The sequence below is a fragment of the Pedobacter sp. ASV12 genome (assembly GCF_016429155.1).
In the GTDB taxonomy this organism is placed as follows: Bacteria; Bacteroidota; Bacteroidia; order Sphingobacteriales; family Sphingobacteriaceae; genus Pedobacter.
In genome coordinates this window covers 1-14847 of record NZ_JAELUC010000091.1, presented here as the reverse complement: position 1 = coordinate 14847, position 14847 = coordinate 1, and the positions used below count along the sequence as shown (strand labels likewise).

At 45.2% G+C, this 14847-nt stretch carries 12 protein-coding genes; 8 read left to right on the top strand and 4 right to left on the bottom strand.

Translation table 11 applies throughout. The features are described from left to right. Nucleotides 1-153 precede the first annotated feature (153 nt). A complete protein-coding gene (locus JHD69_RS16790; RefSeq protein ID WP_199141504.1) occupies nucleotides 154-939 on the top strand; it encodes a dienelactone hydrolase family protein in 786 nt (261 codons plus the stop codon). Between the two features lie 67 nt (nucleotides 940-1006). Here JHD69_RS16790 and JHD69_RS16785 read toward each other — a convergent pair whose 3' ends face one another. Then, a complete protein-coding gene (locus tag JHD69_RS16785) occupies nucleotides 1007-2188 on the bottom strand; it encodes an AIR synthase related protein (protein WP_199141503.1) in 1182 nt (393 codons plus the stop codon). 153 nt (nucleotides 2189-2341) lie between these two features. Between JHD69_RS16785 and JHD69_RS16780 the strand changes: the two genes are divergently transcribed. The 4 genes from JHD69_RS16780 to JHD69_RS16765 all read left to right on the top strand — a co-directional run bounded on the left by JHD69_RS16780 (nucleotide 2342) and on the right by JHD69_RS16765 (nucleotide 4726). Continuing rightward, entirely contained in the window at nucleotides 2342-2629 is a 288-nt protein-coding gene (locus tag JHD69_RS16780) for a hypothetical protein (protein ID WP_199141502.1), read from the top strand. A gap of 61 nt (nucleotides 2630-2690) precedes the next feature. Then, on the top strand, nucleotides 2691-3521 hold the full coding sequence (locus tag JHD69_RS16775) for an HvfB family MNIO-type RiPP peptide maturase (protein ID WP_199141501.1): 831 nt from the start codon (nucleotides 2691-2693) through the stop codon (nucleotides 3519-3521). 31 nt (nucleotides 3522-3552) lie between these two features. Beyond that, nucleotides 3553-4263 (top strand): HvfC/BufC N-terminal domain-containing protein, encoded by a 711-nt coding sequence (locus JHD69_RS16770; protein WP_199141500.1) that lies wholly within the window; start codon nucleotides 3553-3555, stop codon nucleotides 4261-4263. A 13-nt stretch (nucleotides 4264-4276) separates the two neighbouring features. Beyond that, nucleotides 4277-4726, top strand: coding sequence for an HvfX family Cu-binding RiPP maturation protein (locus JHD69_RS16765; RefSeq protein ID WP_199141499.1), 450 nt, complete (start codon nucleotides 4277-4279; stop codon nucleotides 4724-4726). 49 nt (nucleotides 4727-4775) lie between these two features. Here the strand turns inward: JHD69_RS16765 and JHD69_RS16760 are convergent, their stop codons facing one another. Then, nucleotides 4776-6959, bottom strand: coding sequence for a glutamine synthetase III family protein (locus JHD69_RS16760; protein WP_199141498.1), 2184 nt, complete (start codon nucleotides 6957-6959; stop codon nucleotides 4776-4778). A 301-nt stretch (nucleotides 6960-7260) separates the two neighbouring features. Between JHD69_RS16760 and JHD69_RS16755 the strand changes: the two genes are divergently transcribed. Next, nucleotides 7261-8127: an energy transducer TonB gene (locus JHD69_RS16755; RefSeq protein WP_199141497.1), complete on the top strand. Its 867-nt coding sequence runs from the start codon at nucleotides 7261-7263 to the stop codon at nucleotides 8125-8127. 60 nt (nucleotides 8128-8187) lie between these two features. Here the strand turns inward: JHD69_RS16755 and asnB are convergent, their stop codons facing one another. After that, complete coding sequence (asnB, locus tag JHD69_RS16750) at nucleotides 8188-10029, bottom strand: asparagine synthase (glutamine-hydrolyzing) (protein WP_199141496.1); 1842 nt, start codon at nucleotides 10027-10029, stop codon at nucleotides 8188-8190. A 270-nt stretch (nucleotides 10030-10299) separates the two neighbouring features. Then, the gene (gene purL, locus JHD69_RS16745; protein ID WP_199141495.1) at nucleotides 10300-13965 is read right to left on the bottom strand and encodes a phosphoribosylformylglycinamidine synthase; all 3666 of its coding nucleotides are present in this window, start codon (nucleotides 13963-13965) and stop codon (nucleotides 10300-10302) included. 127 nt (nucleotides 13966-14092) lie between these two features. Between purL and gloA2 the strand changes: the two genes are divergently transcribed. Then, nucleotides 14093-14476, top strand: coding sequence for an SMU1112c/YaeR family gloxylase I-like metalloprotein (gloA2, locus tag JHD69_RS16740; protein ID WP_199141494.1), 384 nt, complete (start codon nucleotides 14093-14095; stop codon nucleotides 14474-14476). Beyond that, on the top strand, nucleotides 14473-14847 hold a 375-nt coding region (locus JHD69_RS16735), incomplete at its 3' end, for a methyltransferase (protein WP_199141493.1). The genes gloA2 and JHD69_RS16735, both read left to right, overlap by 4 nt.

Sequence of the window (14847 nt, the reverse complement as noted above, 5' to 3'; positions counted from 1 at the left end):
CCCCCCCCCCCCCCCCCCCCCCCCCCCCCCCCCCCCCCCCCCCCCCTCTCTCCACCCCCCCCCCCCCCCCCACAACCACCCATGTCGTGGTTCGTCGGCAGCGTCAGATGTGTATAAGAGACCCCCCATAGCCGGTTGAGCAGGGCAGCGTTTATGAAAAAGTTAGCTATCCTAACTGGAAGCACGGCACTGGCATTGAGCGTTCTGCCCATGCTCGAAAACAACTATGCAAGTGCAGCTGGTTTTCATAGCGAAGATATCAGCGTTGAAAATGTCAGCTATGCAGGCGCCGATGGCGAAATGAAAGCCGTATTGGCCAAACCCAAAAACAAAAAAAACTTAGGAGGCGTCGTGGTGATTCATGAAAACAGAGGGCTTAATCCACATATCATCGATGTAACTAAACGTATGGCAGCCGAAGGCTTTCTGGCTTTAGGCATAGACGCACTTTCTCCGTTTGGTGGAACGCCGGCAGATGAAGATAAAGGTCGCGAACTGATTGGCAAGCTTGATGCCGATAAGAATCTGCAAAACTATCTTAAAGGATTGGAATATTTGAGAAAACACAAAGATGGCAATGGCAAAACGGCTTGTGTAGGTTTTTGCTGGGGCGGGGGCATGGCCAATAAACTGGCAGTTAATGATCCAAATCTGATGGCCGCGGTAGCTTACTATGGCGCCCAGCCAAAGGCCGAAGACGTGCCTAAAATAAAGGCCAGCATTATGTTGCACTACGGCGGATTGGATGAACGGATCAACGCGGGCATTCCGGCTTACGAGCAAGCCCTAAAAGCCAGCCATATCAATTACAAACTCTATATCTATGATGGCGTAAACCATGCCTTTAACAACGATACTTCGCCAACCCGGTATAATGAAACTGCCGCTAAACTGGCTTGGCAACGAACCGTAGATTTATTCAAGGCAAAAATTGGTTAAAACTTAGCTACGCTAACCAACATAAAAAGCCCCGATTTTGTCGGGGCTTTTTTAATATCCTTTTGGGTTAGTTGTAAACGAAAGTTCCCTTCTCGCTGGTTAAGGTCACTTGTTTTTGTTCGCCTTTCTCTACTCGGCCAATAATTTGGGCATCGATGTTAAAACTTTTTGAAATGGCAATCAGGTCTTCGGCAATGGCGGCAGGCGCATAAATTTCCATGCGGTGCCCCATGTTAAATACCTTATACATTTCTTTCCAGTCGGTGCCCGATTGTTCTTGGATCAGTTTAAACAAAGGTGGAACAGGAAACAGGTTATCCTTAATTACATGTATATCGTTATTAATGAAATGCAATACCTTGGTTTGTGCACCACCGCTGCAGTGAACCAAGCCATGGATGTCTTTTCTGTATTGGTCCAGTATTTTTTTAAGCACCGGGGCATACGTACGGGTAGGAGAGAGTACCAGTTTGCCTGCGGTTATACTATGTTGATCGTCGATGGCTACCAGATCGGTTAATTTCTTGCCGCCAGAAAATACAAGATCCAGAGGTACGGCAGGGTCAAAGCTTTCTGGGTAACTATTGGCTATCGATTTTTCAAATACATCATGACGGGCAGAAGTCAATCCGTTAGAGCCCATGCCACCATTATACTCGCTTTCGTAGCTGGCTTGTCCGTAAGAAGCCAAGCCGATAATCACATCGCCGGGCTGGATAGTATGGTTGCTGATGACCTCTTCACGTTTGAGGCGGCAGGTTACGGTCGAATCGACGATAATGGTTCTTACCAAATCGCCCACGTCGGCGGTTTCGCCTCCAGTAGAGTAGATAGAAATGCCCAATTCGCGCAATTCGGCCAAAATTTCTTCGGTGCCATTGATAATGGCCGCAATAACTTCACCAGGAATAAGGTTTTTGTTGCGCCCAATGGTTGAGGATAACAAGATATTGTCGGTAGCGCCCACGCAGATCAGATCGTCCAGGTTCATGATGATGGCATCCTGGGCAATCCCTTTCCAAACCGAAATATCGCCGGTCTCTTTCCAGTAGGTGTAAGCCAGCGAAGACTTGGTTCCCGCGCCATCGGCATGCATGATGTTGCAGTAGTTTTCGTCGTTTCCTAAAATATCCGGAATGATTTTGCAGAATGCTTGCGGAAAAATTCCCTTGTCGATGTTTTTGATGGCATTGTGCACATCTTCTTTCGAGGCCGAAACGCCACGTTGGTTGTACCTGTTATCGCTCATGTTGCTACAAAGATAGCGGTTTTAAGGGAAAAACGGACAGTAAATCGGGATGGCTTTTCAGGTTTCTTTAACTGGAGAAAATTTTTTTTGTAAGGTTTGACTCGCTTGCGCTACTAAACAGGAAAGAAATCTTAAAATCAAAATTTTAACAACATGGAAAAGAAAAAAAGCATGATCGCCAGTTCACTAATCGCAGGAGCTATTATCGCAGTATCAGGTTTTACAGCTAGTGCATCGGGCCTGTTTAGTCACAACAGTTTGGGCACTGCCGAAGAACTGAGAACAAATTTATTGACAAAGGGAGAAACAGGTGTCAAAAGCCTAGATCTTAAATGCGGCGCAAAAGGCAAAGCAGATTCTGTTGCGAAAAAAGGCAAGGAAGGTAAATGTGGCGAAGGCAAATGTGGCGACAAAAAGACCAAACCAAAAACAAAAGGATAACACAGCGTTGAACCAGATTTTAGGTGAGATCGCTCACCTAAAATCTTTAAGTCTTAAAACAATGGTAGGCATAGGTTATAGAAAAGATTTTGCTTCCGAATTTCTGGGAAATACAGCTTTGAGACCGGAATTTATCGAAGTGGCACCCGAAAATTGGATAGGTGTTGGAGGCTTTTGGAAAAAACAATTCCGTAGGGCCTTAGAAAAGTATCCGTTGTTTACACATGGCTTGTCGCTTTCTGTTGGGAGTCCCGACGAATTAGATTTTGAATTTTTGAGTAAGGTCAAGACGTTTTTAGCCGAAACAGGCGCGCGCATTTATTCTGAACATTTAAGCTATGCCAAGTGTGACAATGCCCATTTGTACGATCTTTTGCCCATTCCTTTTACAGCCGAGGCGGTGAAGCATGTGGCAGGGAGGATCAGGACGGTACAAGATGTGTTAGAAAGGCAGATCGCTATAGAAATTGTAAGCTATTATACGCCTGTTGCGCCAGAACTATCAGAAATCGAATTTATTAACGCAATCATAACCGAGGCAAACTGCGGCCTGTTGCTGGATGTGAACAATGTTTATGTGAACAGCTTTAACCACGGCTATGATGCCAAGGCGTTTTTAAAGCAATTGCCAATGGATAAGGTGAGTTATATCCACATGGCTGGCCATTTGCAGGTGTCGGATACGCTGATCATCGATACGCACGGCGAAGCCATTGTAGATCCGGTATATGAGCTGTTTGATTTTGCCATGCAGCAGTTGGGAAGGGATGTGCCGGTATTGTTGGAACGCGATTTTAATATCCCTGAGATGGGCGAGCTGCAGCAGGAAATGGATAAACTGAAATCGATCAAGAACAAAGCAATTAAAGTACAGCCTTATGCAGCAGCCTGATACAACAACAACTTTTCAACATCAATCGGCATTGGCAGCATACTGCCGTACCGGAAAAATGACGCATATTCCTGGCGTTAACCGAAAAAATGTATCGTATTACAGAAGATTGGTTTCCAATGTAGTTAACGATACCCTCGAAAATGCCTATCCGTTAACATTTGAATTGCTGTCTAAAAAAGAATGGAAAAATACGGTAGACGATTTTCTCTCCAAACATCCATGTCATTCTCCACAGGTTTGGTATATGCCAAAGGAGTTTTATGCCTATCTCATAGAAAAACAGCATCCAATTCTAATCAAATACCCGGTTCTAAAAGACCTGTTATGGTTTGAATGGATAGAGATAGAATTATTTATGATGGAAGACCGGGTTGTCGGCTATAGGCAGATAGGAAATAGTTTGGAAGATAAGCTGGTGCTTAATCCAGAATTGGCTATGCTGTTATTCAGGTATCCTGTACATCTTAAAAACCCTCTCCAAATCATTGAAAAAGATAAAAGCGATTATTATGTAGTTGCCCATCGCGATAAGGAAGGAGAGGTAAAGTTCAACGAATTGTCGCCTGCAATGTTTAGGGTCGTCGAGTATTTGGCCGGCGAAGCTTTAACGCTGCCTCAGTTGTTGGGCAGGTTTGAAAGCGAATACCAGTTGGCCTTATCCATGGCCGATAGGGATATGGTGGCTGGTTTTATAGCAAAAGCCATCGAACAGCAGTTGCTGCTCGGTTTTATAAATTAATCTTTTATTGAATATGAAAATACGTACAAAGTATTTCGCAACTGTAGCCCTGTTCAACAAGGTCCAGTGGTTGCCATTGCTTTCGCTTAGGCTTGTGCTCGCCTATGGTTTTTATGGACCCGCGAAAATGAAACTGGCCAACATTGCTGATATTGCATCTTGGTTTGAAGAAATTGGTATCCCCTTGCCGCATGTAAACGCATACCTGGCCACAGGTACAGAAGTGCTCGGAGTAGTATTGTTGGCTCTTGGTTTGGGCACGCGGTTAATCGCCATTCCTTTAATCGTTACCATGCTAGTGGCCATTGCTACAGTGCACTGGGCTAATGGATTTGAAGCAGGCAACAATGGTTTCGAAATACCGCTTTATTATATAGCGATGTTATTGGTTTTGCTGTTTTTTGGTGCGGGGAAATTAAGCATAGATGAATTGCTTACCCGTCAATATAAACAAGCAAAATAAAAAAAAGCGCCCCGAATTTCGGGGCGCTTTAACCTTAAATTTAAAGTTTCTATTTTAAAAAGAGTAATTCTCTGAATTTTGGCAATGGCCAAACGCTATCGTCAACAATTTGCTCCAATTTGTCAGTATGGTAACGGATGGTGTCAAAGTAAACTTTAACTTTCTCGTCATAACCGATTGCCTTGTCGCGGCTGTCTTCGATGGCATTGGTTTTCTTGCGTTCTTCAAGCATGGTATCGATGCTTTTCTTAACAATACCGATGTGCTCAGAAAGTTTTTCGATGATCGCCAATGGCGTAGCGATGGCTTCTTTGCTCAAGCCAAGTTCTTTAAGTCCTTTGGCATTTTCGATCAAGGTATTTTGATAGGCGATAGCTGCAGGCAAAATCTGACTGTTGGTTACTTCGCCCATTACTCTGGCCTCGATCTGTAGTTTTTTGTAGAAGCTTTCTAGCAAAATCTCATGGCGGGCATGCAGTTCGCGTTTGCTGAAGATGTTGGTTTTAACAAACAGGTCGGTTGATTTGTCGCTTACATAGGCGTCCAAAGCTTTTGGCGTAGTTTTGATGTTCGACAAACCGCGTTTGGCAGCCTCATCAGCCCATTCTTGGCTATAGCCATTGCCTTCGAAACGGATGTCTTTTGATTCTTTGATGTATCTTTTGATCACGGTTAACAAAGCCACGTCTTTTTTGTCGCCTTTTTTGATCAATTTATCTACATCAATCTTAAACTTGGTCAATTGGTCTGCAACAATCGCGTTCAATACAGTCATTGGAGCAGATGAGTTAGCCGAAGAACCTACCGCTCTCAATTCGAATTTGTTGCCGGTAAAGGCAAAAGGAGAAGTACGGTTACGATCGGTGTTATCTAAAGAGATTTGCGGAATTTTAGGGATGCCTAGCCACAAACCATTGTCTTCTTTGGCTTTCTTGCTGATGCGAGAATGCTCGATTTCATCTAAAATTTCGTCTAACTGTTGTCCTAAGAAAATAGAAATGATTGCAGGAGGAGCTTCGTTGGCACCCAAACGGTGGTCGTTGCTTACTGAAGTAATGCTGGCTCTCAACAAATCGGCATGTTCGTGCACCGCTTTAATGGTGTTTACGAAGAAAGTCAGGAACATCAAGTTGTTTTTAGGCGTTTTGCCTGGAGCCAACAAGTTTTTGCCGGTATCGGTAATTAGCGACCAGTTGTTGTGCTTGCCCGATCCATTGATGCCTGCATAAGGCTTTTCGTGCAATAATACTTTAAAGTTATGTCTTAAGGCAACCTTGTCCATCAAATCCATTAACAATTGGTTATGGTCGATAGCCAAGTTGATTTCTTCGTAAATAGGGGCACACTCAAATTGCGAAGGTGCAACCTCGTTGTGACGGGTTTTTAGAGGGATGCCTAATTTAAGCGCCTCATTTTCGAAATCTACCATGTAAGCGTATACGCGCTCAGGAATAGAGCCGAAATAGTGGTCTTCCAGTTGTTGGCCTTTTGCAGACATGTGTCCGAACAAGGTACGACCAGTCAATACCAAATCAGGGCGGGCGTTGTATAGGGCTAAATCAACCAAGAAATATTCTTGCTCGATACCCAATGAAGCATTCACTTTAGTGATGCTTTTATCGAAATATTGACAAACATCAACGGCAGCTTTGTCCATAGCGGCCAATGCCTTTAGCAATGGAGCTTTGTAATCTAAGGCTTCGCCGGTATAAGAAACAAATACAGTTGGAATGCAAAGGGTTTTGCCTGCTTTGCTTTCCATGATGAATGCAGGTGAAGAAGGGTCCCAAGCCGTGTAGCCACGGGCCTCGAACGTATTGCGGATACCACCGTTAGGGAAGCTTGAAGCATCTGGTTCTTGTTGTACCAATGCGCTGCCAGAAAACTTCTCGATAGCGCCGTCGCCGCTTGGCTCAAAAAACGAATCGTGTTTTTCGGCAGTTGAACCTGTTAATGGCTGAAACCAGTGCGTATAGTGGGTAGCACCTTTGCCCATGGCCCAAGTTTTCATTGCCGACGCAATCTGATTGGCATCTTCCTGGTTGATGAGTTCTCCCTGACCAATGGATGCCATTAGTTTTTCGAAAACTTCTTTGGACAAGTAGTCCTTCATTTTTTTCTTGTCAAAAACATTTGAACCGAAAAATTCAGAAATTTTAGTAGAAGGGGCCTTAACTTCAGGTGATACTCTGGTTTGCGCCTCTTTTAGAGCAATAGTTCTTAGACTTTTCATGGATTAGTTTAAAATTTTGTCCAAAAATATATTTTTTAATCTGTTTTTTCAATGATAATTGATTTTTTGGTGATAAAAAATGTTATTTTTTGTTAAAATACGATTTTTTTCTTCAAAATTTCTAGAAATAAATAGGGTTTGATGTGGATAAATATTTTTGATGCTTGCTAATACTTGTAAAGTTTAACTCGAGCCTAGGCATGCAACGTTTCTAAAACTTCACAGGTGCAGGCTTCCCAAGAGGTCAAAAAAAAAATATTTTGAATTGCTTTATGGAATATCTAATCAACTAACATCATAGTTGAAAAACCTAAAAGCTATGTTCAACAATTCATCAAATTTGTACGGCAGCGAGTGGCTCGCTCTCGTATTCAACAACAGAAACAAGGATTATGGCGCTTACGCCTTAAGGATGCAGTCGGCAAGTATCTTGTTCAGATCGTTTATGATCGTGGCGCCTTTGTTTGCAATGCTGTTTGTAGGGCCTATGATCTATGCTAAAATGTTTGCGCACGAGCCTAAAGAAATAGCCGATAAGGTTATTCCGGTAGAATTGTCGCAGCAGCCCATCCACGAAATGAAGAAGGAAGAGCCGAAAAAAGAGGAGCCTGCCAAGGCTGAACCCATCAAAGATCCTGCGCCCGTTAAATCGGTTAAGCTAACTGCCAATATTAAAATGGTGGAGGAAACTATTGAAGAGCCACCAACAACGGCGCAGGTTCAAGAGGCGGTAATTTCTAATACCACGCAAGAGGGTGTTGCTGGAAAAGTAAATGCCGTTGAGCCGAGCACGAATACAGGTGGGGGTGGCGGAAATGCAACAACAGGTACTAACGAACCGGGTGCCATTGTTGAATTGGCAGGTGTAGAAGAATATCCGGAATTTCCGGGTGGGATGGCGGCCTGGGCCAAATTTATCCAAAAAAACCTAAGGTATCCTTATATGGCACAAGAAAATGGCATTCAGGGAAAGGTATATGTAAGTTTTGTGGTCGAAACCGATGGTTCTATCAGTAACGTGAACCTAGTGAAGGGCATTGGTGGCGGCTGTGATGAGGAAGCCATGCGCGTGATCAAGAAATCGCCTAAGTGGAAAGCCGGCCGTCAAAACAAACAAGCGGTTAGGGTTCGCTACAATATGCCGATTAATTATACCATCACACCATAATATAAAGGTAACGCTCCGAAAGTGCTCCAAAGGCGGTGATTTTGTCACCGCTTTTTTATTTTACGCCACCCATCTTTCGTGCCACATTTGGAATTGCAGCAGCAACCAAACCTTTTGGGCATTGTAGGCGGAGCCGTTGGTATAGAAGTTGTTTTTGATTTTCTGCACCTCCTTCAGGTTAAGCAAGCCATGGCTGTTTAGTTTTTCGGCCGAAAGATAGGTTTCTATCAAGGGCTTGAAAGAAGTTTTAAGCCAGTTGGCCAGTGGAATGCCAAAGCCTTTTTGTGGTTTTTTGAGGTAAGAGGCCGGGATGTATTTATTGGTGATTTTTTTGAGCAGGTATTTCTGTTCGCCGTCTTTGATAAACCATTTCGAATCCAGGGTGGCCAGGTACTCAACAAGGTCGGTTTTGAGCAAGGCATCACGGTTGTCTATGCCATAATGCGCAAAACACCGCTCGCTTTTAAAAAGAATATTATTGGGCAGGTAGTTGTGCAGGTCGTAAATCAACAGGTCTTTGATGTTTTGTGCCTTTCGTTCTATGCCCTTGCTGGGCGCGTTGCTCGTATTGAGCAACCTATTGATCTGGTGGCGCGTAAAGCTGGCGTTGATTTCGAGGTATTTGGCCAACAGGTTTTCGGCTTCTATGACCTCCTTTAGCTGCGGACGCGTTTTTTTGAGCAGCCCCAGCACCAAACGTTTAATCAGTTTCGGGATTTTTCTTTTTTGCAACCGTTCAAACTGCAAGGCACGCGAGTACGTTCGATAGCCACCAAAAAGCTCGTCGCCACCTTCGGCGCTGAGCAATACCTTATATTCTTTATTTACGTTCGATGCGATAAACATTAAGGGAATGGCGCCGCTATCGCCAATGGGCTCATCAAAAACCTCTGGCAGCTCCTTCAGGATCATTCGTGCCTGGTTTTTATCGAGGTAGAGCTCGTGGTGATTGGTTTTGAGGTACTCGGCTATTTTTCGAGCTTGTGGCACCTCGTCAAGTTTTTCGCCTTTAAAGCCGAGCGTATAGGTTTTTATCCTTTTGGTTTGGTTTTTTTGCAAAATGGCTGCAGTTGTGGCGCTATCATAGCCACCGCTCAGCAATAAGCCTATAGGCACATCGGCCACGTTTCTTTTTAAAATGGATTCGGTTAGCAGTTCCTCGATTTTAGCCAGGATTTCTTCTTCGCTTTGCGTTTCGTTTGCAACCTGCGGAGGCTTGCGCATGGTTAACGGACTGTCGTAACTGTTGCCACTGTGGATGTCTATCGTGGTCAGCATGCCTTTTTTAAACTTGTAGATGTGCTGGTAAATGGTTTCTTCGCCGATGAAGTAGCCGTACCTGAAATAAGTAGCCAGCGCATTAGGGCTAATCGCCTTTTCAATAGCGGGGTACTGCAGCAAAGCCCTGATTTCGGAGGCGAAGGCGTAGCAGCCTTTTTGCTTGAAATAATACAAGGGCTTGGCGCCTATTTCGTCTTTGGCCAGCAGCAGCTGATTTTGTTTCCTGTCGAACAAGGCGAAAGCAAAGGAACCGTCGAGTTTTTCGAAGGCCTTGTAGCCCCATCGCTTATAACTTTCAAGGATTACTTCGGTGTCGGTTAACGTAGAAAAGGCAATGCCGTATTTGATCAGGGCCTCCCTCAATTCGAGATAATTGTAAATGGTGCCATTAAAAGTAATGCTGTAATTGCCACAGTTGGAAGTAAGTGGCTGTTGGCTTTTGGGACTCAGGTCTATGGTGGCCAAACGCTCATTGGCCATGGCTAAAGTGTAATGGGCTTGGGTATCGATAATAAAGCCGCTGCCATTGCCGCCGCGATGGGCGATGGAGGCAGACGCTTTTCGGAGATGCTGCTCCGTTAAGGTTCCTGTATGATCGATAAATCCTGTTATCCCGCACATACTTGTTTTCTATACAATTGGCGCAAAAATGCTAAAATCTATATCTGATTGGGGCCGGCAACCTGGCGGGGTTTGGCTTTGTTTGGTTCAACGCTATTCATCGTTTGATGATGTTGAACATGCCCAAACATACAAATAATTGCCAAAATAACGGCCATTTTAGAGGTGAAATCGCAATTTTTGATGTTCTTCGCCTCGATATGGCCTGTACAGTAGCCTGCCAACAAAAAAAGCTACCTCATTTGGAGATAGCTTTTGATATTTTGTTGCTTATTGGCCTTGTTGCTCGATCCATTGTCTGGCGTTTACGAAGGCTTCCATCCAAGGCGAAACTTCATCTTGGCGCCCTTTTGGATAGTTAGCCCAGTGCCATTGGAATAAAGAACGTTCAATATGTGGCATCATTACCAAATGGCGGCCTGTTTCGTCGCAAAGCATGGCCGTGTTGTAGTCTGAGCCGTTTGGATTAGCCGGATAGCTTTCGTAGCCGTATTTAGATACGATATGGTATTTGGATTCTTCGTAAGGCAACTGGAAACGGCCCTCGCCATGCGATACCCATACGCCCAAAGTACTGCCTGCCAACGAAGAAAGCATCACCGAATTGTTCTCTTGGATAGTTAAAGAAGTAAAGATACTTTCGTGTTTATGGCTTTCGTTGTGTAGCATTTTTGGTTTTTCGCTGTGGTTGCTGTTGATCAGGCCCAATTCTATGAAAAGCTGGCAACCGTTGCAAATGCCTACCGAAAGTGTGTCTTGGCGATTGAAGAAATTAGCCAAAGCCACTCTTGCCTTTTCGTTGTACATGAATGCACCGGCCCAACCTTTAGCCGAACCTAAAACATCGGAGTTGGAAAAACCGCCAACGGCACCAATAAACTGGATGTCTTCCAAAGTTTCCCGGCCCGAAATCAGGTCGGTCATGTGTACGTCTTTGACGTCGAAACCCGCCAAATACATCGCATTGGCCAATTCGCGCTCCGAATTACTGCCTTTTTCGCGGATAACTGCCGCTTTCGGACGTGGCTTGCTCGAATCGATTACCGGTTTTTTGCCGGTAAACTGCGTAGGGAAGCTATATTTTAAAGGTTGGTTTTTGTAATTGTCAAAACGCTCTTTTGCTTTTTGAGGACCACTTTGTTTTTGGTCTAAAAGGTAAGAAGTCTTGAACCATACATCACGAAGGTGGTCGATGTCAAAACTAAAATTGGCACCATGATTGGCCAATTTCAAGGTAGCCTGGTGGTTTACCTCGCCAATTTTATGGTAAGTTACGCCATTAGCTTTTAATAGTTCCTCAGCATCGGCTGTGGCCTGAAATACCAGGCCAATGTTTTCTGCAAATAGCACTTTGGTGCTGTCTGCTTCGCCCAAAGCAGTTAAATCAATGCTTGCGCCCAAATTGCGGTCGGCAAAACAAAGCTCTAACAAGGTGGTGATCAAGCCTCCGCTGCCAATATCGTGGCCGGCCTGGATTTTATCTTCCTTAATGAGTTGCTGGATGGTATTGAAAGCATTGCTGAACTGTACGGCATCCTTAACATCGGGTGCCGAAGTGCCGATTTTATTGAGAATCTGCGCAAAAGAAGAACCTCCCAGGTGATAGGCATCGTTAGAAAGGTTGATGTAATAGATAGCGCCACCGTCTTTTTGCAAAACAGGCTCAACTACTTTGGTAATGTCGTTGCAGTTGCCAGCGGCCGAAATAATCACGGTTCCCGGGGCAATTACATCGCCATCTTTGTATTTTTGCTTCATCGACAGCGAATCCTTTCCGGTTGGAATGTTAATCTGCAATTCGATGGCAAAGTCGGAACAAGCTTTTACGGCTTCGTATAAACGGGCATCTTCGCCTTCGTTTTTACAAGCCCACATCCAGTTGGCCGAAAGCGAAACACTTTTCAGGCCATCTTTAAGCGGTGCCCAAACCACATTTGAAAGCGATTCGGCAATGGCATTTCTGCTTCCTGCGCCTGCGTCAATCAAAGCAGAAAGCGGCGAGTGGCCTACCGAAGTGGCGATGCCTTCCTTGCCTTGGTAATCTAAGGCCATTACGCCACAGTTGTTTAAAGGCAATTGCAGCGGACCGGCACATTGCTGCTTGGCCACGCGACCACCTACGCACCTGTCTACCTTGTTGGTTAGCCAATCTTTCGAAGCTACAGCCTCTAGTTGCAGTACCTGCTCTACATAAGTGGCAATTTGCGAATCGCTATAAGTAAGGTCGCTGTATTTTCTGTCAACTTTCTGGTCTTCCATCACCATTTTGGGCGAACTGCCAAACATGTCTTTCAGTTCGAGATCCATTGGCTTGATACCGGTACTGGCCGATTGGAAAGTAAAACGATGGTCGCCGGTTACCTTGCCCACGGTATACATAGGCGAACGCTCGCGGTCGGCAATTTTTTGCAGCGTTTGGGTATGCTCCGCACTGATAACCAATCCCATTCGCTCTTGAGATTCGTTGCCGATGATCTCTTTGGCCGAAAGGGTAGGGTCGCCAACCGGCAATTTGTCTAAATCTATTTTGCCGCCGGTTTCTTCTACCAGTTCCGACAAACAGTTCAGGTGGCCACCAGCGCCGTGGTCGTGGATAGAAATAATGAGGTTGTTATCGCTTTCTACCATGCCGCGAACAGCATTGGCCGCTCTTTTTTGCATTTCTGGGTTAGAACGTTGGATGGCATTCAGTTCAATGCCGCTTCCATGGGCACCAGTATCGGCCGAAGATACGGCTGCACCACCCATTCCAATCCTATAGTTTTCGCCGCCCAGCACAACGATATTGTCGCCGGTTGATGGTTTTTGTTTCTTCGCCTGACTGGCCTTGCCGTAACCAATGCCGCCGGCAAGCATAATTACCTTGTCGAATCCCAGCTTGCGGGCATCTTCTTCATGCTCGAAAGTAAGTACCGAGCCGGTAATGAGGGGCTGGCCAAATTTGTTGCCGAAATCGCTGGCACCGTTTGAAGCCTTGATCAAGATGTCCATTGGTGTTTGGTACAGCCATTGCCTTGCTTCCATGGCTTTTTCCCAAGGGCGGTTTTCTTCCAATCGCGAAAAGGCGGTCATGTAAACGGCGGTTCCGGCCAGGGGCAAAGAGCCTTGTCCGCCAGCCAGCCTGTCTCTGATTTCGCCCCCCGAACCAGTTGCCGCACCATTGAAAGGCTCAACTGTAGTGGGGAAGTTATGGGTTTCGGCTTTGAGCGAAATCACGGATTCGAAATCGCTGGTAGCGTAATAATCGGGCTCGTCGGCACGTTTAGGTGCAAATTGTTGTACAACAGGGCCTTTGATAAAAGCGACGTTGTCTTTGTAGGCCGAAACGATATCGTTCGGATTTTCTTCAGAAGTTTTGCGGATCAGCTTAAACAGCGAAGTAGGCTGTTCTACGCCATCAATCACAAATTTTCCGTTAAATATTTTATGGCGGCAGTGCTCTGAATTGACTTGCGAGAAGCCGAATACTTCAGAATCGGTTAATGCCCTGCCTAGTTTTTGAGCAAGCGAATTTAAATATTCAACCTCCTCGTCGCTTAAAGAAAGGCCTTCCTGTTTGTTATAGGCAGCAATGTCGGTAATCTCCAAGATGGGTTCGGGCTGGATATTGATGGTATAGATATCCTGTCCAAGCTGGTCGTATTTTTGCGAAAGCATGGGGTCGAAGTCGGAAAAATCGGCACCTATCTTTTTAAATTCTTCAATCCTGATGATGCCCTCAATGCCCATATTCTGAGTAATTTCAACGGCGTTGGTGCTCCAAGGAGTAATCATGGCCGCGCGCGGCCCAACAAAAGTACCGTTGAGTATGGTTTCTTGCTGCAACTTGGCATCGCCGAAAAGCCATTCTAATTTAGGAACATCAGTTGAAAGGAGCGATTGAGCTGTTTGCAAAACAAAAATCGTGTCGGATTGACTTAAAAAGAAATGAATCATGCTTTATTTTTGATGCCGCAAATTTAGCGTTTTTTAATGAAAAATCATTCAATTTTGAAGGATAGAATACGCAACTTTGTCATCTTAAAGTTCAAAAATTAATATTTGCTTACCGCAATTCAACGCCATGTTTAACCGCATCCATCATATTGCTATTATTTGTACAGATTACGAACGCTCTAAATACTTTTACGTGAACCAGCTGGGGTTTGAAGTGTTGGCAGAAGTTTATCGCGAAGAAAGAAAATCGTACAAGCTCGACTTGGCTGTGAACGGGATTTATCAGCTGGAGCTTTTTTCATTTGAAAATCCGCCTGCCCGGCCTTCGCGGCCAGAAGCTGCGGGTTTGAGGCACTTGGCTTTTGAGGTAGACGATGTGCAAAAAACAGTTGCTGAACTAAATGCTAAAGGCATTGTGACCGAGCCGATCAGGATCGATGAGTTTACCGGCCGGAAGTTTGCCTTTTTTGCCGACCCGGATGGTTTGCCTTTAGAGCTTTACGAAAGATGAGCATATTTAGGTTCAAGCAGTTCGAAGTAGACCAAAGTGGTTGCGCCATGAAAATCAATACGGATGGCATATTGCTGGCCGTGTTGACCGAAAGCGAAGCGCCCAAGCGTATTTTGGATATTGGAACAGGAACAGGGGTGATTGCTTTGATGTTAGCCCAGCGGTTTGATCAGGCTGAGGTGCATGCCGTAGAAATAGATGAAGTGGCCGCCGATACCGCGCAACGAAATTTTGAAACTTCGGTTTTTAAGGATCGACTTCGGGCCAATGCGGTGGCCATCGAACAGTTTGAAAGCTGTCTCTTATACACATCTAAAATGGGGGGGGGGGGGGGGGGGGGGGGGGGGGGGGGGGGGGGGGGGGGGGGGGGG